This is a genomic window from Pseudomonas sp. NBRC 111130 (assembly GCF_001320485.1).
Lineage (GTDB): Bacteria > Pseudomonadota > Gammaproteobacteria > Pseudomonadales > Pseudomonadaceae > Aquipseudomonas > Aquipseudomonas vlassakiae.
Genome location: NZ_BCBG01000050.1, coordinates 18,473 through 35,877, shown reverse-complemented (window position 1 = coordinate 35,877; position 17,405 = coordinate 18,473). Strand labels below are relative to the sequence as shown.

The 17,405-nt window shown below is 62.5% G+C and carries 19 protein-coding genes and 1 pseudogene; 8 read left to right on the top strand and 12 right to left on the bottom strand.

What is annotated here, in order from left to right; translation table 11 throughout:
* Positions 1–25 precede the first annotated feature (25 nt).
* Positions 26–748, top strand: coding sequence for a ribonuclease PH (gene rph / locus APH33_RS19745; RefSeq protein WP_082433665.1), 723 nt, complete (start codon positions 26–28; stop codon positions 746–748).
* Positions 749–771: 23 nt separating this feature from the next.
* Complete coding sequence (locus tag APH33_RS19740; RefSeq protein WP_054886771.1) at positions 772–1,140, top strand: DUF4870 domain-containing protein; 369 nt, start codon at positions 772–774, stop codon at positions 1,138–1,140.
* Positions 1,141–1,167: 27 nt separating this feature from the next.
* On the opposite strand, the gene APH33_RS19735 is transcribed toward APH33_RS19740, so the two are convergent.
* Positions 1,168–1,947 (bottom strand): exodeoxyribonuclease III, encoded by a 780-nt coding sequence (locus tag APH33_RS19735; RefSeq protein ID WP_008091582.1) that lies wholly within the window; start codon positions 1,945–1,947, stop codon positions 1,168–1,170.
* An 80-nt stretch (positions 1,948–2,027) separates the two neighbouring features.
* Between APH33_RS19735 and pyrE the strand changes: the two genes are divergently transcribed.
* Positions 2,028–2,669, top strand: coding sequence for an orotate phosphoribosyltransferase (pyrE, locus tag APH33_RS19730; protein WP_054886770.1), 642 nt, complete (start codon positions 2,028–2,030; stop codon positions 2,667–2,669).
* Between the two features lie 85 nt (positions 2,670–2,754).
* Here the strand turns inward: pyrE and APH33_RS19725 are convergent, their stop codons facing one another.
* The 7 genes and pseudogenes from APH33_RS19725 to coaBC all read right to left on the bottom strand — a co-directional run bounded on the left by APH33_RS19725 (position 2,755) and on the right by coaBC (position 8,827).
* Positions 2,755–3,414, bottom strand: coding sequence for a DUF799 domain-containing protein (locus tag APH33_RS19725; protein WP_054886769.1), 660 nt, complete (start codon positions 3,412–3,414; stop codon positions 2,755–2,757).
* Positions 3,411–3,779: a DUF4810 domain-containing protein gene (locus APH33_RS19720; protein WP_054886768.1), complete on the bottom strand. Its 369-nt coding sequence runs from the start codon at positions 3,777–3,779 to the stop codon at positions 3,411–3,413. Before APH33_RS19720 ends, APH33_RS19725 begins: the two co-directional genes overlap by 4 nt.
* A gap of 27 nt (positions 3,780–3,806) precedes the next feature.
* On the bottom strand, positions 3,807–4,487 hold the full coding sequence (locus APH33_RS19715; RefSeq protein WP_054886767.1) for a CsgG/HfaB family protein: 681 nt from the start codon (positions 4,485–4,487) through the stop codon (positions 3,807–3,809).
* Between the two features lie 219 nt (positions 4,488–4,706).
* Positions 4,707–5,612 (bottom strand): acetylglutamate kinase, encoded by a 906-nt coding sequence (gene argB / locus APH33_RS19710; protein ID WP_054886766.1) that lies wholly within the window; start codon positions 5,610–5,612, stop codon positions 4,707–4,709.
* Positions 5,613–5,642: 30 nt separating this feature from the next.
* Positions 5,643–7,010: pseudogene (locus APH33_RS19705) on the bottom strand (phosphomannomutase/phosphoglucomutase); the annotation flags it as partial.
* Positions 7,011–7,154: 144 nt separating this feature from the next.
* Positions 7,155–7,610, bottom strand: a complete 456-nt coding sequence (dut, locus tag APH33_RS19700; RefSeq protein WP_054886764.1) for a dUTP diphosphatase — start codon at positions 7,608–7,610, stop codon at positions 7,155–7,157.
* Positions 7,611–7,615: 5 nt separating this feature from the next.
* Positions 7,616–8,827: a bifunctional phosphopantothenoylcysteine decarboxylase/phosphopantothenate--cysteine ligase CoaBC gene (gene coaBC, locus APH33_RS19695; RefSeq protein ID WP_054886763.1), complete on the bottom strand. Its 1,212-nt coding sequence runs from the start codon at positions 8,825–8,827 to the stop codon at positions 7,616–7,618.
* A gap of 128 nt (positions 8,828–8,955) precedes the next feature.
* Between coaBC and radC the strand changes: the two genes are divergently transcribed.
* The gene (gene radC / locus APH33_RS19690; protein WP_054886762.1) at positions 8,956–9,636 is read left to right on the top strand and encodes a DNA repair protein RadC; all 681 of its coding nucleotides are present in this window, start codon (positions 8,956–8,958) and stop codon (positions 9,634–9,636) included.
* Positions 9,637–9,762: 126 nt separating this feature from the next.
* On the opposite strand, the gene APH33_RS19685 is transcribed toward radC, so the two are convergent.
* A complete protein-coding gene (locus APH33_RS19685; protein WP_054886761.1) occupies positions 9,763–11,352 on the bottom strand; it encodes an ABC transporter substrate-binding protein in 1,590 nt (529 codons plus the stop codon).
* 361 nt (positions 11,353–11,713) lie between these two features.
* Here APH33_RS19685 and rpmB point away from each other — a divergent pair, with 361 nt between their 5' ends.
* Positions 11,714–11,950, top strand: coding sequence for a 50S ribosomal protein L28 (rpmB, locus tag APH33_RS19680; RefSeq protein WP_003253504.1), 237 nt, complete (start codon positions 11,714–11,716; stop codon positions 11,948–11,950).
* 11 nt (positions 11,951–11,961) lie between these two features.
* Positions 11,962–12,117 (top strand): 50S ribosomal protein L33, encoded by a 156-nt coding sequence (gene rpmG / locus APH33_RS19675; RefSeq protein WP_003253507.1) that lies wholly within the window; start codon positions 11,962–11,964, stop codon positions 12,115–12,117.
* 67 nt (positions 12,118–12,184) lie between these two features.
* Here the strand turns inward: rpmG and APH33_RS19670 are convergent, their stop codons facing one another.
* Positions 12,185–12,388, bottom strand: a complete 204-nt coding sequence (locus tag APH33_RS19670; RefSeq protein ID WP_054886760.1) for an I78 family peptidase inhibitor — start codon at positions 12,386–12,388, stop codon at positions 12,185–12,187.
* Between the two features lie 81 nt (positions 12,389–12,469).
* Complete coding sequence (locus tag APH33_RS19665) at positions 12,470–12,829, bottom strand: cupin domain-containing protein (protein ID WP_054886759.1); 360 nt, start codon at positions 12,827–12,829, stop codon at positions 12,470–12,472.
* 196 nt (positions 12,830–13,025) lie between these two features.
* On the opposite strand from APH33_RS19665, the gene APH33_RS19660 reads away from it, so the two are divergent.
* Together APH33_RS19660 and APH33_RS19655 are read left to right on the top strand one after the other, a co-directional pair.
* A complete protein-coding gene (locus tag APH33_RS19660) occupies positions 13,026–14,519 on the top strand; it encodes an aldehyde dehydrogenase (protein ID WP_054886758.1) in 1,494 nt (497 codons plus the stop codon).
* Between the two features lie 100 nt (positions 14,520–14,619).
* Positions 14,620–15,759 carry an MFS transporter gene (locus APH33_RS19655; RefSeq protein WP_054886773.1) on the top strand — a complete coding sequence of 380 codons (1,140 nt, stop codon included), beginning with the start codon at positions 14,620–14,622 and terminating at the stop codon, positions 15,757–15,759.
* A 38-nt stretch (positions 15,760–15,797) separates the two neighbouring features.
* Here APH33_RS19655 and APH33_RS19650 read toward each other — a convergent pair whose 3' ends face one another.
* Positions 15,798–17,354 (bottom strand): phospholipase D family protein, encoded by a 1,557-nt coding sequence (locus APH33_RS19650; RefSeq protein WP_054886757.1) that lies wholly within the window; start codon positions 17,352–17,354, stop codon positions 15,798–15,800.
* Between the last annotated feature and the right edge of the window lie 51 nt (positions 17,355–17,405).

Below are 17,405 nucleotides of genomic sequence, written 5' to 3'. Positions count from 1 at the left end.
CAAAGTCCCAGTACAGGTATCCCAGATGAAACGTCCAAGTGGTCGCGCCGCCGATCAGCTCCGCTCGATCCGCATCACCCGCAACTACACCAAGCACGCCGAAGGGTCGGTACTGGTCGAGTTCGGTGACACCAAGGTCATCTGCACGGTCAGCGTCGAAAACGGCGTACCGCGCTTCCTCAAAGGCCAGGGCCAAGGCTGGCTGACCGCCGAGTACGGCATGCTGCCGCGTTCCACCGGCGAGCGTAACCAGCGCGAAGCCAGCCGTGGCAAGCAAGGTGGCCGCACCCTGGAAATCCAGCGTCTGATCGGCCGTTCGCTGCGTGCCGCACTGGACATGAGCAAACTCGGTGACATCACCCTGTACATCGACTGCGACGTGATCCAGGCCGATGGCGGCACCCGCACCGCATCGATCACTGGCGCCATGGTCGCCCTCTGCGACGCCCTGGCCGTGATCAAGAAACGCGGCGGCCTGAAGGCCGGCAACCCGCTCAAGCACATGATCGCCGCCGTATCGGTGGGTATGTACCAGGGCGAAGCGGTACTTGACCTGGACTACCTGGAAGATTCCGCTGCAGAAACCGACCTCAACGTGGTCATGACCAGCGCCGGTGGTTTCATCGAAGTACAGGGCACCGCCGAAGGTGCACCGTTCCAGCCTGCAGACTTCAACGCCATGCTGGCGCTGGCGCAAAAGGGCATGAACGAAATCTTCGAACTGCAGCAGGCCGCGCTGGCCGACTGATCCTCGCCAAGGAGGTGCGGAGCATGAGCGATTCCGAACTGTCGGTCACCCCGCCCAATGCCGAAGTCCGGCAATGGGCGATGTTCTGCCACCTTTCCGCGCTGCTGGGCCTGGTCATACCGCTTGGGCACCTGCTTGGCCCGCTGGTGCTGTGGCACCTCAAGCGCGAGCAGGACCCTTTCATCGATGCACAGGGCAAGGAAGCGCTGAACTTTCAGATCAACGTGACCATTGCCGGGTTCGTGTGTACCGCGCTGATGTTCGTGGCCATCGGCATCGTGCTGTTCCCGGTGCTGATGCTGGCAGTGCTCATCCTGATCATCCTGGCGGCGGTCAGGGCCAATGAAGGCAAGGCGTATCGCTACCCCTTCATCTGGCGACCGATCCAATAAAAAAGGGCCGCGTTTGCGGCCCTTTTCTCAGATGGTCAACGTCCAGTCGTAGTCGACGATCAGCGGCGCATGTTGCGAGAAGCGCGGCTGACGCGGCAGTCGGGCGTTGCGCACGAAGCGGCGCAGGCCCGGGGTGAGGATCTGGTAGTCGAACCGGTAGCCCAGGTTGAGCATCTCGGCCTGCTCGTTGTCCGGCCACCAGCTGTACTGGTCGCCTTCACGGCTGACTTCACGCAAGGCATCGACATAGCCCATGTCGCCGGTGATCGCATCCATCCACGCCCGCTCTGGTGGCAGGAAGCCCGGCGACTGCTGGCTGTCACGCCAGTTCTTGATGTCGAGCTTCTGCTGCGCCACGTAGAACGAGCCGCAATAGATGTATTCGCGACGCTTGCGACGCTGCTTGTCCAGGTACTTGGCGAAGTCGTCCATCAACTTGAACTTCTGGTTCAAGTCTTCGTCGCCGTTCATGCCCGAAGGCAACAGCAGGCTGGCAATACTGACTTTGTCGAAATCTGCTTGCAGATAACGCCCGTAGCGGTCGGCTGTCTCGAAACCCAGGCCGGTGATGACTGCCTTGGGCTGCATGCGCGAGTAGAGTGCCACGCCACCTTGGGCGGGTACCTCCGCGTCGCAGGCATAAAGGAAATAGCCATCGAGCTGGAAAGCTGGGTCGTCGAGTTCAAAGGCCGAGGCGCGGGTATCCTGAAGGCAGATGACGTCGGCATTCTGGGCTTGCAGCCAGCTGAGCAATCCACGCTCGGCCGCAGCCTGAATGCCATTCACGTTCACACTGATGATCCGCATAAATGGCCCCAAAAATCTCGTGCGTGTATGATACCCGAGCTCAACCCATTTAGCTAAATCCGTGGTGTCCGGGACTTTACATGCAGCCGTATCAGCGCGACTTCATCCGTTTTGCCATCGATCGCGGCGTACTGCGCTTCGGTGAATTCACCCTGAAATCGGGGCGTACCAGCCCGTATTTCTTCAATGCCGGCCTGTTCAACAGCGGTTCCGCCCTTGCGCAACTGGGCCGTTGCTATGCGGCAGCCATCGTCGACAGCAAGATCCCGTTCGACGTGTTGTTCGGCCCAGCCTACAAGGGTATCCCCCTGGCGGCGGCCACCGCCGTGGCGCTGGCCGAGCAGCATCAGCTCGACGTGCCTTGGTGCTTCAACCGCAAGGAAGCCAAGGACCACGGTGAAGGCGGCAGCCTGGTCGGCGCGCCGCTGGCCGGTGACGTGCTGATCATCGACGATGTGATCACTGCGGGTACCGCGATTCGCGAAGTGATGCAGATCATCAACGCCCAACAGGCCAAGGCCGCTGGTGTGCTGATCGCACTGAACCGCGAAGAACGCGGCAATGGTGAGCTGTCGGCGATCCAGGAAGTGGAGCGCGACTTTGGAATCCCGGTGGTCAGCATCGTTTCGCTGACCCAGGTACTGGAGTTCCTGGCAGACGATCCGCAGCTGAAGCAGCACCTGCCGGCTGTCGAGGCCTACCGGGCGCAGTACGGGATTTGATCCTGGCCTGGAAGTGAAAAAGGCGACCTTCTTGTGAAGGTCGCCTTTTTTGTGCCGCCTGTCCCGGCTTTTTCGCCGGGTTTACTCAGTCGGTGCCGTATTTAGGCGACCGCGGCCCGTATAGAATGCCGCCGTTGGCATACGGCGTCAGCAGCCTGGCGCTGGTCATGCCAGCAATCGGGTAGCCGGCGTCGTCCTGCACGCTGCTGATGATCTGGTTGACCGCCGCACTGATCAACATGCCAATGATGCCGCCTTGGTTCTGCTGGTTCTCCTGGCTGGAGGCCGTGGCACTGCCTGTCCACAGGGTGGTGCCGGTCTTCAGGTCGACCAGCTTGGCGCTGGCGGTGACAATGGTCGCGCTGCTCAGCACCATGTAGCGGGTGCCGTAGTCCGACACGGTCACGTACAGGCCGGCATCGGCGCCGAAGATTTCGTGCAGCTTGGTGGTCGGCAACTGATGGATGTCGGCCGGGGTGGTCAGCCCGTTCTGGCGGAAGGTTTCGTCCACCAGCGCCACCGGCATGACGTAGTAGCCTGCTTCGGCCAGCGGATAGGTGACCTGCGACAGCATGCTATAGGTCGCCTTTACGTCCGGCGAATTGTTCAGCGGCGGCAGGATCAGGATCGACTTCGGCCGGCTCTGCTTGTACGCCGAATAGTCGATGGTCTTGCGCTCGGCGCAGCCGCTGAACAGGGCCAGCACGCAGGCACCGATGAGTAGTTGGGTCAGGCGCTTGATCATTTCACGTCTCCCTTGCTGGCGTTGCTCATCAGGAAGTCCATGTAGGCGGCCGATTCCGGGAACAAGGCCTTTTCGGTGCGCAACTGCTGGATCATCTGGTCATCCTTGCCCAGGCTGGAGTACAGCAGGCCGAGCTGAGCGTGGTAGCCCGGCGGCACGGCGCCGTTCTTGGCCTTGATCTTCTCCAGGTCGCGCTCCAGGGCGATGACCTGTTCTTCTTTCGCGTCGCCTTTGAGGTAGCCGTAAACCTGGGGCTGGTAGCTTTCCCACTGGTACAGGGTCTTCGGGCCGCTGCAGCCGGCCAGCAGCAGGCCGCCCAGCACGAGGCCCGCGCAGCTGCGCAAGGCCGGGAGGGTGATAGTCATTGATACGTCCTTCCTGGAATGGGTCGGTTACTGAACCTTGGGGTTCCACTGACCGCTTTCGACGGCGTTGACCAGCTTGTTCACGGCTTCGCGCATGGCCAGGTCGAGAACCTTGCCGTTGAGCGTCGAGTCGTAGCTGGCGGTGCCGCCGAAACCGATGACCTCGCGATTGGACAAGGCGTATTCACCGGCGCCCTGGCTCGAATAAACCACCTCCGATGTGCTGATGTTGACGATGTTCAGCGCCACCTTGGCGTAGGCGATCTGGGTCTTGCCGCGGCCGAGAATGCCGAACAGCTGGTGGTCGCCGACTTCCTTGCGGCCGAATTCGGTGACGTCGCCGGTCACCACGAAATCGGCGCCCTTCAGGCGCTGGGCCTGGCCCTTGATTGCCGCTTCCTGCTGGATCTCGCTCATGTTGTCGCGGTCGAGTACGTTGAAGCGGTTAGTCTGCTGCAGGTGGGTGATCAGGATGGTCTTGGCCTGGCCACCGAGGCGGTCGACCCCATCGGAGAAGATGCCGCGCATGTAGCTGGAACGGTTGTCGAACTTGCCCACGGCAATCGGTGCACGCACACCGCTGTAGGGGCGGCTGACGCTTTCGACCTGCTGCACGGCAACAGCAGTGGACGTTTCGGTGGCACAGCCGGCAATGGACCCGACAGCCAGGGCGGCTGCCAGCACGAGTCCTTGTGATGCGTATCTCACGCGTGTACTCCAGATGAATAGTGGCAATTTGCAATGATCTTGTATTCTGCCACGTTGTCTCGGCTGCCAGTCGGAAATCTTGAGGGTGAACGTGAAGATGACAGGCCGTCAGCCATTCATCTGCGTGTGCCGCGATGAATGCAGAGCGGGGCAAGCCTACCCCCACGCGCCATCTGGCAGCATGGGGGCCGGCTTGCCCCGCCCGGTATTACAGAAGCTTCAGTGACGCTTGCGGTTGGTGATCAGGGTGCCCACGCCGCTGTCGGTGAAGATCTCCAGCAGCACCGCGTTTGGTACGCGGCCGTCGATGATGTGCGAGCTGTTCACGCCGCCTTGCACTGCATCCAGCGCGCACTTGATCTTCGGCAGCATGCCGCCGTAGATGGTGCCGTCGGCGATCAGTTCGTTGACCTGCTCGGTGGTCAGGCCGGTCAGGACCTGGCCCTGCTTGTCCATCAAGCCGGCGATGTTGGTCAGCAGCATCAGCTTTTCAGCCTTCAGTGCTTCGGCAACCTTGCCTGCCACGAGGTCGGCGTTGATATTGTACGACTCACCGTTGGCACCCACGCCGATTGGCGCGATCACCGGGATGAAGTCACCTTTGACCAGCATGTTGAGCAGGTCGGTGTTGACGCTCACCACTTCGCCGACGTGACCGATGTCGATGATTTCCGGCTGGGTCATCTCAGGGGTCTGGCGGCTGACGGTGAGCTTCTTCGCACGAATCAGCTCGGCGTCCTTGCCGGTCAGGCCGATGGCGCTGCCGCCATGGCGGTTGATCAGATTGACGATGTCCTTGTTGACCTGGCCGCCGAGGACCATTTCCACCACGTCCATGGTCGCGGCGTCGGTGACGCGCATGCCATCGATGAAGTGGCTCTCGATCGACAGGCGCTTGAGCAGGTCGCCGATCTGCGGGCCGCCACCGTGCACGACCACAGGGTTGATGCCCACGGCCTTCATCAGCACGATGTCACGGGCGAAGCCGGTCTTGAGCTCTTCGCTCTCCATCGCGTTGCCGCCGTACTTGATCACCAGGGTCTTGCCGACAAAGCGGCGGATGTAAGGCAGCGCTTCGGACAAAACCTCGGCTACATGGGAAGCGGCATCGCGATCGAGGGTCATGCAGGGCTCCTGTAAGGAACAGATAGTCGGTCAGAACGGCAGTTGCAGCTCAGGGGCAACCCGCAGCAACTGGGCACGGAAAACATCCTTGATACGTTGCAACTCGGCGGCGCTTTCAGCCTCGAAACGCAGCACCAGCACTGGCGTAGTGTTGGACGCGCGGACCAGGCCCCAGCCGCTGGCGTAGTCGACCCGCACACCGTCGATGGTGGTCAGGTTGGCTTCGCCCCAGTCGGCGTCGCGTTGCAGTGCATCAATGATGCTGAATTTACCCTCGTCGGTCACATCAATATTGATTTCCGGGGTGGAAATATCGTTCGGGAAGGCAGCGAACAGCTCTTCGGCGCTCTGCGAGGCCTTGCTGAGGATCTCCAGCAGGCGCGCGGCGCTGTAGATGCCGTCGTCGAAACCGTACCAACGCTCCTTGATGAAGATGTGCCCGCTCATCTCGCCAGCCAGCAGCGATCCGGTCTGCTTCATCTTCTTCTTGATCAGCGAGTGGCCGGTCTTCCACATCAGGGCGCGGCCACCGTGCTGTTCGATCAGCGGGGTCAGGCGGCGGGTGCATTTGACGTCGAAGATGATCTCGGCACCCGGATTGCGTTCAAGCACGTCCAGGGCGAACAGCATCAGCAGGCGATCGGGGTAGACGATATTGCCGGTATTGGTCACCACGCCCACGCGGTCGCCGTCGCCGTCGAAGGCCAGGCCGATGTCGGCGCCGGTTTCCCTGACCTTGGCAATCAGGTCTTCGAGGTTCTCCGGCTTGCCCGGGTCCGGGTGGTGGTTGGGGAAGTTGCCGTCGACGTCGCAGAACAGCGGGATGACTTCGCAGCCCAGGGCTTCGATCAGCTGCGGCGCGACCACGCCGGCGGCGCCGTTGCCGCAGTCCACCACGACCTTGAGCTTCTTCGCCAGCTTCACGTCCGCGGTGATCTGCTGGAAGTAGCGATCAAGGATTTCGACCTTCTGCACGCTGCCTTCGCCGCGTGGCACGTCGTTGGTCTTCAGACGGGTCAGCAGGGCCTGGATCTGCTCGTTGGCCAGCGTGTCGCCAGCGATGACGATCTTGAAGCCGTTGTAGTCCGACGGGTTGTGGCTACCGGTGAGCATCACCCCCGATTTGCCGGCCAGCACGTTGGCGGCGTAGTACAGGGATGGGGTCGGCACCAGGCCGACGTCGCTGACCTGGCAACCGGCATCGACCAGGCCTTTGATCAGCTGCTCGACCAGCATCGGGCCGGACAGGCGGCCATCGCGACCAACGGAAATCTGCGGTTCGCCCTGGGCAATGGTCTGGGCGCCGATGGCGCGGCCGATCCAGTAGGCGGTTTCGCCGTGCAGGGTCTTGCCGACCACGCCACGGATGTCATAAGCGCGGAAAATGCTGTCTGGCAGTGCGGCGGGTGCCAGGTGGGCCATGTCGTTCATCTCGGGAAACTCCATTAGTCAGAGGCTTTCTGGGCAGGCGCAAACTGAACGCTTGGACGGTGGATTCGCCAGAGAGTTCGCCATCCTTGGCCTGAACGGTCGTTGCTTGGCTCAGTGGCTACCGGAATGGCCGAAGCCGCCTGCGCCACGCTGGCTCTCGTCGAAGCGCTCGACGATGTCGAAATGCGCTTGTACCACAGGAACCAGGACAAGTTGTGCAATGCGCTCGCCGACAGCGATGGTGAACGGCGTGTTGCCACGGTTCCAGCACGACACCATCAGCTCGCCCTGGTAGTCCGAGTCGATCAGGCCGACCAGGTTGCCGAGCACGATGCCGTGTTTGTGGCCCAGGCCCGAACGCGGCAGGATCATGGCCGCCAGGCCTGGGTCGCCGATGTAGATCGACAGGCCGGTCGGGATCAGCAGGGTCTGGCCCGGCTCAAGGACGGTGTCCTCTTTCAGCAGGGCGCGCAGGTCGAGGCCGGCGGAACCCGGGGTGGCGTATTGCGGCAGCGGGAATTCGCTGCCCAGGCGTGGGTCGAGGATCTTGGCTTGAAGAGCGTGCATGTAACTTATTGAACCTGGTTGAGCCGTTCGGCGATGAAGGCGACCAGTTGCCGGGCGATCTTGCCCTTGCTGGTCTGCGCGAAGAGAGTCTGGTGCTGCTGGCGGTCGATCACGGTCAGGGCATTTTCCTCGCTGTTGAAGCCGATGCTGGGGTTGGCCACATCATTGGCGACGATCAGGTCGAGGTTCTTGTCCTTGAGCTTGCGCGTGGCGTAATCGAGCAAGTGTTCGGTCTCGGCGGCGAAGCCGACGCTGAACGGGCGGTCGGCGCGGCCAGCGAGGGTGGCAAGGATATCCGGATTGCGCACCATCTGCAGCAGCATGCCGTCGCCGGTCGTAGGATCTTTCTTGAGCTTTTGCGGGGCGACTACTTCTGGACGGTAGTCCGCGACTGCAGCGGAAGCGATGAACAGGTCGCACGGCATGGCCGCTTCACAGGCCGCAAGCATGTCCCGTGCGCTGACCACGTCGATACGCTGCACGCGGTCGGGGGTCTGCAGGTGCACGGGGCCCGTAACGAGGGTCACCCGAGCACCGGCTTCGGCGGCCGCCTCGGCCAGGGCGAAGCCCATCTTGCCAGAGCTATGATTGGTGATGTAGCGCACCGGGTCGATGTTTTCCTGGGTCGGGCCGGCAGTAATCAGCACGTGTTTGCCGGTCAGCGCCTGGCGCTTGAAGCTTTCCGCGGCGCACCAGGCCAGGTCGGTGGCTTCGAGCATGCGGCCCAGGCCCACGTCGCCGCAGGCCTGGCTGCCCGAGGCCGGGCCGAACACCTGGATACCGCGGCTCTTGAGCAGGTCGAGGTTGGCCTGGGTGGCCGGGTCGCGCCACATCGCCTGGTTCATCGCTGGGGCCACGGCCACGGTGGCGTCGGTCGCCAGCACCAGGGTGGTCAGCAGGTCGTCGGCCATGCCTTGGGCCAGGCGCGCCATGAGGTCGGCAGTGGCCGGGGCAATCAGTACCAGGTCGGCCCATTTGGCCAGTTCGATGTGGCCCATGGCCGCTTCGGCGGCAGGGTCGAGCAGATCCATGTGCACCGGGTGGCCGGACAGCGCCTGCAGGGTCAGCGGGGTGATGAATTCGGCACCACCACGGGTCATGACGACGCGCACCTGCGCGCCGTGCTCCAGGAGTCGGCGAATCAGTTCGGCACTTTTGTAGGCGGCAATGCCACCTCCGACGCCGAGAACGATGCGCTTGCGATACAGCCGCTGCATAGGCTTGCCTTTTTCCAGTGAGAGCGGGCGGCGACGTTTGAACATGCCTGCGGCAGAACGTCGCATGTACGAGGCGAAATAGATTAACACAGGGCCGAAACGGGCCGCAGCACGGGTAGGGAGCGGGAATGAATATCAGGGAATGGCCGTCAGAAGAGCGGCCAAGGGAGAAGTTGTTGCAGCGTGGGGCCGGGAGCTTGACCGATGCGGAATTGCTTGCCGTATTTCTCGGCTCTGGCGTGCGCGGGTGCAATGTCGTTGAGTTGGCGCGACGGTTGTTGGTGAAGTTCGGTGGCTTGCGGCAGTTGCTGGAAGCCGAGCGGGACGCCTTTGTCGGTGAACTCGGCCTGGGGCCGGTGCGGTACGGCCAATTGCAGGCATTGCTGGAGATTGGGCGCAGGCACCTTGCCACGACCATTGAGCGAGAATCGGCAATGGACAGCCCGGCGGCAGTGCGACGCTATCTGAAATCCATGCTCAGGCATGAGGTGAGCGAGGTGTTCGGCTGCCTGTTTCTGGATTCCAAGCACCGGCCGTTGGCGTTCGAGATCCTGTTCAGGGGTACGATAGACCGGGCGAGCGTCTACCCGAGAGAAGTGGTGCGTCGGGCGCTGCAACACAATGCGGCGGCGCTGATCCTGTGCCATAACCATCCCTCGGGCAACTGCGAGCCGAGCCAGGATGATGTGCACCTGACGCTGTCGCTGAAGCGGGGTTTGGGGTTGATTGATGTGCGGGTGCTGGATCACATCATCATCGGCGACGGCGAGCCGTTGTCGATGGTCGAGCATGGGTGGATTGTGGCTTAGGCGGGGCGATACGGTCAGGGCTGCAAGGCGCCTGTCTTGAGGGGTTTGGCGCCTATGAGATCGAGCGCCGCCCGCGCAGCGCTCGGTCCCACAGCCGCCAGACCTTGCAAGGCGGGCCGCAAAAACTTAGCGGGTCACAGAAACCTTGCTGAAATCCAGCCGCCCGAACGGGCTCACCTGATAACCCTCGACCCCTTGGCGCAACAGCGTCGCCGCCGTCGGGTGCGCCAATGGCACCCACAGCGCCTGCTGCTGGATCAAGGTCTGCGCCTGCTGGTAAAGGCGGCTACGCACGCTCTGGTCGTTGGTGGTGCGCCCGGCACTGATCAGCTGGTCCAGGCGGTTGTCGCAGAAGCGGGCGAAGTTGGTCCCCGATTGCACCGCCGCGCAAGAAAACTGCGGGCTGAGGAAGTTGTCAGGGTCGCCGTTGTCGCCAGCCCAGCCCATGAACAGCAGGTCGTGTTCGCCTGCCTTGGCCCGGCGGATCAGCTCGCCCCACTCGATCACGCGGATCTCGGCCTTGATGCCGATCTTCCCCAGGTCCGCCTGGAGCATCTGTGCACCCAGGCTTGGGTTGGGGTTGAGCAGGCTGCCCGACGGACGGGTCCAGAGGGTGGTGCTGAAGCCATCAGCCAGGCCAGCCTTGGCCAGCAGCGCCTTGGCTTTGTTCAGGTTCAGCGGATAGCCGGGCAGGTCCTTGGCGTAGCTCCAGGTGTTGGGCGGGTAGGGGCCGCTGGCAGCGGTGGCGGTGTCTTCGAATACGGCCTTGAGGTAGGCCTGCTTGTCGAAGGCCAGGTTGATCGCCTGGCGCACCTCAGGCTTGTCCAGCGGCGGGTGTTCGCTGTTGATGGCGACAAAGGCGGTCATGAATGCCGGGGTGGTGGCGACCTTGAGGTTGCCGTCCTTGCCGGCCTCGGCGATGTCCACTGGCTTGGGCGAAAGGGCTACCTGGCATTCGTTGCGCTTGAGTTTTTGCAGGCGCACGTTGGCGTCGGTGGTGATGGCGAAGATCAGCGGGTCGACCGCCGGCTTGCCGTCGAAGTAATCCGGGTTGGCGCGGTAACGCACCACGGCGTCCTTCTGGAAGCGCTGGAACACGAACGGGCCGGTGCCGATCGGTTGGCTGTTGAGCTTTTCCGGGGTGCCGTCCTTCATCAGCTTGTCGGCGTACTCGGCCGAGTAGATCGAGGCGAAGCCCATGCTCAGGGTGGCCAGGAAGGTGGCGTCGGCGTGGGTCAGGGTGAAGCGCACAGTGTTCGGCTCGGGCGCCTCGATCGTCTTGATCAGGCTGCCCAGCTGCAGCGACTGGGCATGCGGGTAGCCGCCCGGAGCGGTCTTGTGCCAGGCGTGGGCGGGGTAGAGCATGCGCTGGAAGCTGAACAGCACGTCGTCGGCGTTCAGTGCACGGGTGGGTTTGAAGTACGGCGTAGTGTGGAACTTCACCCCGTCGCGCAGCTTGAAATCGTAGGTCAGGCCATCGGCCGACACCGTCCAGCTCTGCGCCAGGCTAGGCACCACCTTGCCCTGGGCCGCGTCGAACTCGACCAGGCGGTTCATCAGCACGTCGGCCGAGGCATTGGTGGTTGTCAGCGAGTTGTACTGAACCACGTCGAAGCCTTCGGGGCTGGCCTCGGTGCAGACACTCAACGGGGCGGCCTGGGCAACGCCTGCGGCAAACAGGGAGGTGAACAATAAGGAAAGGGCGGCAGCACGCATGGTGGCTCCTTGGCTGGTCGATGGCCCATCTGCCGGCGCAGTCTGGAAACGTCCTACCCTAGTGCGCGAGAAAGGAAATGACCACCTTCTTTTTCAGGTGCTTGGCGACGAGCGGTCGACAGTGTGGCGAGCGAGTCGTTATGCTGCTCGCGCACGATTCGTAGCAGCGGAATGCTCATCTTCTGTTGTTGCGGCGTAGTCTTTCTGGTATAAAGCAGCGCTCTTTTCTAGGGGCTCGGCCTGTCGCATCAGCGGATCCGGTCGGTAAGACCTCCAGAATCACGGCGCCTGGCGCCAAAGACTGAGAGATTAAGCGGCCAACCCATGCCGGGTTGGGCATGTGGTTTTAGAGGGCTGAGTCATGTCGAGAGTCTGTCAAGTTACTGGTAAGGGTCCAGTAACCGGGAACAACATTTCCCACGCAAACAACAAAACCCGTCGTCGTTTCCTGCCGAACCTGCAGCACCACCGTTTCTGGGTTGAATCCGAGAAGCGTTTCGTGCGTCTGCGCGTATCTGCCAAAGGCATGCGTATCATCGACAAGCGCGGCATCGACGCCGTTCTGGTTGATATCCGTAAAGCTGGCGCCAAGGTTTAAGGGAGAACATCATGCGTGAATTGATCCGTCTGGTTTCGAGTGCCGGTACCGGCCACTTCTACACCACCGACAAGAACAAGCGCACCACTCCGGACAAAATCGAGATCAAGAAATACGATCCGGTTGTTCGCAAGCACGTGGTGTACAAGGAAGCCAAGATCAAGTAATTGATCGGCGACCTGAAAAAAAACCCGCATCCGAAAGGACGCGGGTTTTTTTATGCCTGCGGCAAGGTCAGTTGAAGCTGAAGCCTTGGATCAACTGGTTGGCATCGGTATTGATGTGAATCCGGGTAGCGTCGTATTCGTGGGTGCTCATCTCGTTGGGGCCCACGACACGAGGGCAACCGGTTATTTCGGTAATGGTGCCTTTGACCGATGGCTCGTAAGGCGTACCGATCAGATGAGCGAGGGATTGCAGGATTTCGTCGTTGTTCATGTGCAGTTTCCTTGATTGAGGATGGCCCGATGTGGGCTGGGTCATCCTCCTGCATGCCTGCAAGCCGACTGCGTTACATAGTTACTTCTGCTCGAACATTACATAGATCTTGCGGCACGGCTCCAGCACCTCCCAGGTGCCCTTGAAGCCGGCCGGGATGACAAACCGATCACCGGTACGCAAGGTTTTGGCCCCACCATCCTGGTCGCGTAGCACCGAAACGCCCTGGACGATCTCGCAATATTCATGTTCGGTGTAGCTCACCGTCCATTGCCCGATTTCACCTTCCCAGACGCCCGCGGCGAACTGCCCGCATGGGCTGGAATAATGGTTGTAGACAGCCTGGTCCGGCTCGCCCTTGAGGATTTTTTCCGCGGCTGGGCGGTAGCGTTCGGCCTCGGTGAGAACCTGGGCGAAGTCGATGATGCTGGCGATGCTCATGGTGCGGCTCCTTTTGTTGTTTAATAAAATGCACATCAGTAGGCTTTTAGGCCGTTCTTGTCAAATATATTGATACTTTACCCCGCCTGGTTTAGGGTATCGCTTGCCAGTGTGCGTTCGTCGCCCGGCCAGAATTCTGACAACGCCTGTGAGTCCTCAGTGCGGCGTTGCACCTAAACAAGAGGAGGAGTTTCGTATGACCACCCTGACCCGTGCGGATTGGGAACAACGTGCCCAGCAACTGAAGATCGAAGGCCGCGCCTTCATCAACGGCGAATACACCGACGCCGCATCCGGTGAAACATTCGACTGCCTGAGCCCGGTCGACGGACGCTTCCTGGCCAAGGTGGCCAGCTGCGACCTGGCCGACGCCAACCGCGCCGTGGAAAACGCCCGTGCCACCTTCGATTCCGGCGTCTGGTCGCAACTGGCCCCGGCCAAGCGCAAGGCCACGCTGATCCGCTTCGCCGACCTGTTGCGTAAAAACGTGGAGGAGCTGGCGCTGCTGGAAACCCTGGACATGGGCAAGCCGATCAGTGACTCCTCCAGCATCGACATCCCGGGTGCGGCGCAAGCCATTCACTGGACTGCCGAAGCCATCGACAAAGTCTACGACGAAGTCGCCCCGACCCCACACGACCAGCTCGGCCTGGTTACCCGTGAGCCAGTAGGCGTGGTCGGCGCCATCGTACCGTGGAATTTCCCGCTGCTGATGGCTTGCTGGAAACTCGGCCCGGCACTTGCCACCGGTAACTCGGTAGTGCTCAAGCCGTCCGAAAAATCCCCGCTGACCGCCATCCGTATCGCCCAGCTGGCGATCGAAGCCGGCATCCCGGCAGGTGTACTGAACGTGCTGCCAGGGTATGGCCACACCGTGGGCAAGGCCCTGGCTCTGCACATGGACGTCGACACTCTGGTGTTCACCGGTTCCACCAAGATCGCCAAGCAGTTGATGGTCTACGCCGGCGAGTCGAACATGAAGCGCATCTGGCTGGAAGCCGGTGGCAAGAGCCCGAACATCGTCTTCGCCGACGCTCCGGACCTGCAAGCCGCCGCTGAAGCTGCCGCCAGCGCCATTGCCTTCAACCAGGGCGAAGTGTGTACTGCCGGTTCGCGTCTGCTGGTCGAGCGCTCGATCAAGGACAAGTTCCTGCCGATGGTGGTCGAGGCCCTCAAGGGCTGGAAACCAGGCAACCCGCTGGACCCACAGACCACTGTCGGTGCCCTGGTCGATACCCAGCAGATGAACACCGTGCTGTCGTACATCGACGCCGGCCACAAGGATGGCGCCAAGCTGCTGGCCGGTGGCAAGCGCACCCTGGAAGAGACCGGTGGCACCTACGTCGAGCCGACCATCTTCGACGGCGTGACCAACGCCATGCGCATCGCCCAGGAAGAAATCTTCGGCCCAGTGCTGTCGGTGATCGCTTTCGATACCGCCGAAGAAGCCATCGCCATTGCCAACGACACCCCATACGGCCTGGCCGCCGGTATCTGGACCTCGGACATTTCCAAGGCCCACAAGACTTCCCGAGCCGTGCGCGCTGGCAGCGTCTGGGTCAACCAGTATGACGGCGGCGACATGACCGCACCGTTCGGCGGCTTCAAGCAGTCGGGCAACGGCCGTGACAAGTCGCTGCACGCACTGGAGAAGTACACCGAGCTGAAAGCGACCTGGATCAAGCTGTAATCCAGGGGGCCGCCTGGCGGCCCTGCCAATGGCCGGGGCGGTTCATACCGCCCCGGCTTCGTCGTTTTTGCAATTCGACAATTCTGCCTGGGAGGCTGCAATGCGTTGGGGAACCTATTTTGCCGTGCTGGCGTCGGTGCTCAGTGTCGGGCTCGCGCTCGGCGTGAGCATGCCGCTGGTGTCCCTGCGCCTGGAGGCCTGGGGCTACGGTGGGTTCGCCATCGGCGTGATGGCGGCGATGCCGGCGCTGGGCGTGCTGCTCGGAGCCAGCCTGGCCAGCCGCCTGGCCGGCTGGGTAGGCGTACCCTCGGCGATGCGCCTGTGCCTGTGGGGAGGGGCGTTGTCCATTGGCCTGGTGGCGTTGCTGCCGAGCTACCCGTTGTGGCTGGCCCTGCGTTTGCTCATCGGCATGTCGCTGACCGTGGTGTTCATCCTCGGCGAAAGTTGGATCAACCAATTGGTAGTCGAGCAATGGCGCGGTCGCCTGGTGGCCTTGTACGGCAGTAGCTACGCCCTGAGCCAGCTTGCCGGGCCTCTGGTGCTGGGTTTCCTGGGTTCCGACGATGACTTCGGCTTCTGGGCCGCGACCAGCCTGTTGCTGTTGGCGCCGTTACTGTTGTTGGGCCGGGGTGGCGCACCGAGCACCGAAGCATGCAGCGTAACCTTCGGCGACCTGTTCGCCTTCTGCCGGCGTTTGCCGGTCATCGCCTGGGCTGTCGCCTTGTTCGCCGCTTTCGAAGCGATGATTCTGACATTGTTGCCGGTGTATTGCCTGCAGCAGGGCTTCACTACCGAAATTGCCTTGTTCATGGTCAGCACCGTGGTAGTAGGCGATGCCGTGCTGCAGCTGCCGATCGGGGCACTGGCCGACCACATGTCGCGGCAGGCCCTGTTCAGCGGTTGTGCCGTGACCCTGATGGTTACCAGCCTGGCGATTCCGTTGCTGCTGGAGACGTTGGCGATCTGGCCCTTGTGGGTACTGTTCGGTGCTAGCGCCGGTGGCTTGTTCACCTTGTCGCTGATCTTGATCGGCGAGCGTTACCGCGATGATGCGCTGGTGCGGGCCAACGCTCATGTGGCGCAGCTGTGGGGAATCGGGTGCCTGCTCGGGCCATTGCTGGCAGGTGCGGGCAGCCAGTGGATCAGCGGCCATGCGCTGCTGTGGCTGATGGCGGCAGGGGCCGCCGGCCTGGTGGTGCTGACCCGGCGGCCCGGGGCCTTTGAGCCCGCGTCTGCCTGATAGAGTTTGGGGCTGCGCAGCAGCCCCGGCAATTGTTGCTACAACATCTTCTCCAGCCCAACTGCCTTGCTGATCCAGGCATTGAACCTGCGCCAGAGACCACCCGGCTCGGAGGTCAGCATGTGCCGTTGGCCATTGTCCTCAGTGGCCCAGACCAGCTTGTCACCCACCAGTTTGACCTGGTAACTCAACGCCGGCGCCATACCCTGCTGGGCCAGTTCGCGGGTGTACTCGGCCAGCTCCGGGCTGTCCACCAGCACGCCGACCTCGGTGTTCCACAGCACCGAGCGCGGGTCGAAGTTGAACGAGCCGATGAAGGTCTTGCGCCGGTCGAACACGATGGCCTTGGTGTGCAAACTTGAATCCGAACTGCTGCCGTGGAAGCTCAGGCGCGCAGGTGTCGGGTCGCCGGGCTGACGACGCAGTTCGAACAGCTGCACGCCGTGTTCGAGCAGGGCACGGCGATAGGGTGCATAACCGCCATGAACAGCCGGCACATCGGTGGCCTCCAGCGAGTTGGTCAGCAACTTCACCGAAGCCCCGGCGTCGGCCCGGCCGGTCAGGTACAGCAGGCCCGGCTCGCCCGGTACGAAATAGGCCGACATCAGGATCAGCTCGTGCTGCACGCTGGCCAGGTCCGGTGCCAGCTGCTGGCTCATCAACAACTGTGGGTCCGGCTCATCATCGGCCAGCACCTTGCTCGGGGCATCCCACAGCGCTTGGGCGTGGGCCCAGATCAGCTCGTTACGCCATACATGCAGGCGCGGCTGCGACTGGTAGGACATGAGCCGGTCGTACAGGGCCTTGCGCTCTACCCGCGCCTGGGCCAGGGACACTTCCAGGCGCTGGCGGCTGGCGCGCAGGTCGTCGGCATCCGGTGCCTGCCAGAGGAAATCGGTGATCGGCCGGCTCAGGGCGCTGTTCCAGTACTGGTCGAAGCTGTGCCCCAATTGCTCGGCCACCGGGCCGACGCCGAGCAGGTCGATGTCGGTGAAGTTGAGGTTGGGTTCGGCATCGAAGTACTCGTCACCCAGGTTGCGCCCACCGACGATGGCCATGCTGTTGTCCACCAGGAACAACTTGTTGTGCATGCGCCGGTGCTGGCGCGACAGGTTGAACAGGCGGCCGACTGCCCGCGTCGCGCCGGTGCTGCGCCCCAGGTGCAAGGGGTTGAACACGCGGATCTGGATGTTCGGGTGGGCATCGAGGGTGCCCATGATGGTGTCCAGGCCGTCGCTGGTGGTGTCGTCGAGCAGGATGCGCACGCGCACGCCGCGGTCGGCTGCGCGCAGCAGTTCGTGTACCAGGGCGCGGGTGCTCAGCCCGTCGTGAACGATGTAGTACTGCAGGTCGATGCTCGCCTGCGCGTTGCGGATCAACTCGGCGCGGGCGCGGAATGCCTCGTTGCTGTTGGGCAGCAGGCGAAAGCCCGAGCGCCCCTCATAGGGTGCGGCCTGGCGTAGTACCGAGCGGCCGAAGGCCGACTCGCTGGCCGGCAGCGCCTGGCTGGTTTCACGGGGCGTGCCGATGCTGGCGCAGCCGTTGAGGCCGAGCAGCAGCACCAGCAGCAGAGGCAAGGCTCGCTGGAGTCTCAAGGGGGTATCGTCCTGTACGGCAAAGCGCTAAGGGGTTGGACTACCAAAGGC

What these genes read in the sequence shown, in the direction of transcription:
- rph (WP_082433665.1), top strand. Translation starts at nt 26, where the DNA reads ATGAAACGTCCAAGTGGTCGCGCCGCCGATCAGCTCCGCTCGATCCGC.
- APH33_RS19740 (WP_054886771.1), top strand. Translation starts at nt 772, where the DNA reads ATGAGCGATTCCGAACTGTCGGTCACCCCGCCCAATGCCGAAGTCCGG.
- APH33_RS19735 (WP_008091582.1), bottom strand. Translation starts at nt 1,947, where the DNA reads ATGCGGATCATCAGTGTGAACGTGAATGGCATTCAGGCTGCGGCCGAG.
- pyrE (WP_054886770.1), top strand. Translation starts at nt 2,028, where the DNA reads ATGCAGCCGTATCAGCGCGACTTCATCCGTTTTGCCATCGATCGCGGC.
- APH33_RS19725 (WP_054886769.1), bottom strand. Translation starts at nt 3,414, where the DNA reads ATGATCAAGCGCCTGACCCAACTACTCATCGGTGCCTGCGTGCTGGCC.
- APH33_RS19720 (WP_054886768.1), bottom strand. Translation starts at nt 3,779, where the DNA reads ATGACTATCACCCTCCCGGCCTTGCGCAGCTGCGCGGGCCTCGTGCTG.
- argB (WP_054886766.1), bottom strand. Translation starts at nt 5,612, where the DNA reads ATGACCCTCGATCGCGATGCCGCTTCCCATGTAGCCGAGGTTTTGTCC.
- dut (WP_054886764.1), bottom strand. Translation starts at nt 7,610, where the DNA reads ATGCACGCTCTTCAAGCCAAGATCCTCGACCCACGCCTGGGCAGCGAA.
- coaBC (WP_054886763.1), bottom strand. Translation starts at nt 8,827, where the DNA reads ATGCAGCGGCTGTATCGCAAGCGCATCGTTCTCGGCGTCGGAGGTGGC.
- radC (WP_054886762.1), top strand. Translation starts at nt 8,956, where the DNA reads ATGAATATCAGGGAATGGCCGTCAGAAGAGCGGCCAAGGGAGAAGTTG.
- APH33_RS19685 (WP_054886761.1), bottom strand. Translation starts at nt 11,352, where the DNA reads ATGCGTGCTGCCGCCCTTTCCTTATTGTTCACCTCCCTGTTTGCCGCA.
- rpmB (WP_003253504.1), top strand. Translation starts at nt 11,714, where the DNA reads ATGTCGAGAGTCTGTCAAGTTACTGGTAAGGGTCCAGTAACCGGGAAC.
- rpmG (WP_003253507.1), top strand. Translation starts at nt 11,962, where the DNA reads ATGCGTGAATTGATCCGTCTGGTTTCGAGTGCCGGTACCGGCCACTTC.
- APH33_RS19670 (WP_054886760.1), bottom strand. Translation starts at nt 12,388, where the DNA reads ATGAACAACGACGAAATCCTGCAATCCCTCGCTCATCTGATCGGTACG.
- APH33_RS19665 (WP_054886759.1), bottom strand. Translation starts at nt 12,829, where the DNA reads ATGAGCATCGCCAGCATCATCGACTTCGCCCAGGTTCTCACCGAGGCC.
- APH33_RS19660 (WP_054886758.1), top strand. Translation starts at nt 13,026, where the DNA reads ATGACCACCCTGACCCGTGCGGATTGGGAACAACGTGCCCAGCAACTG.
- APH33_RS19655 (WP_054886773.1), top strand. Translation starts at nt 14,620, where the DNA reads ATGCGTTGGGGAACCTATTTTGCCGTGCTGGCGTCGGTGCTCAGTGTC.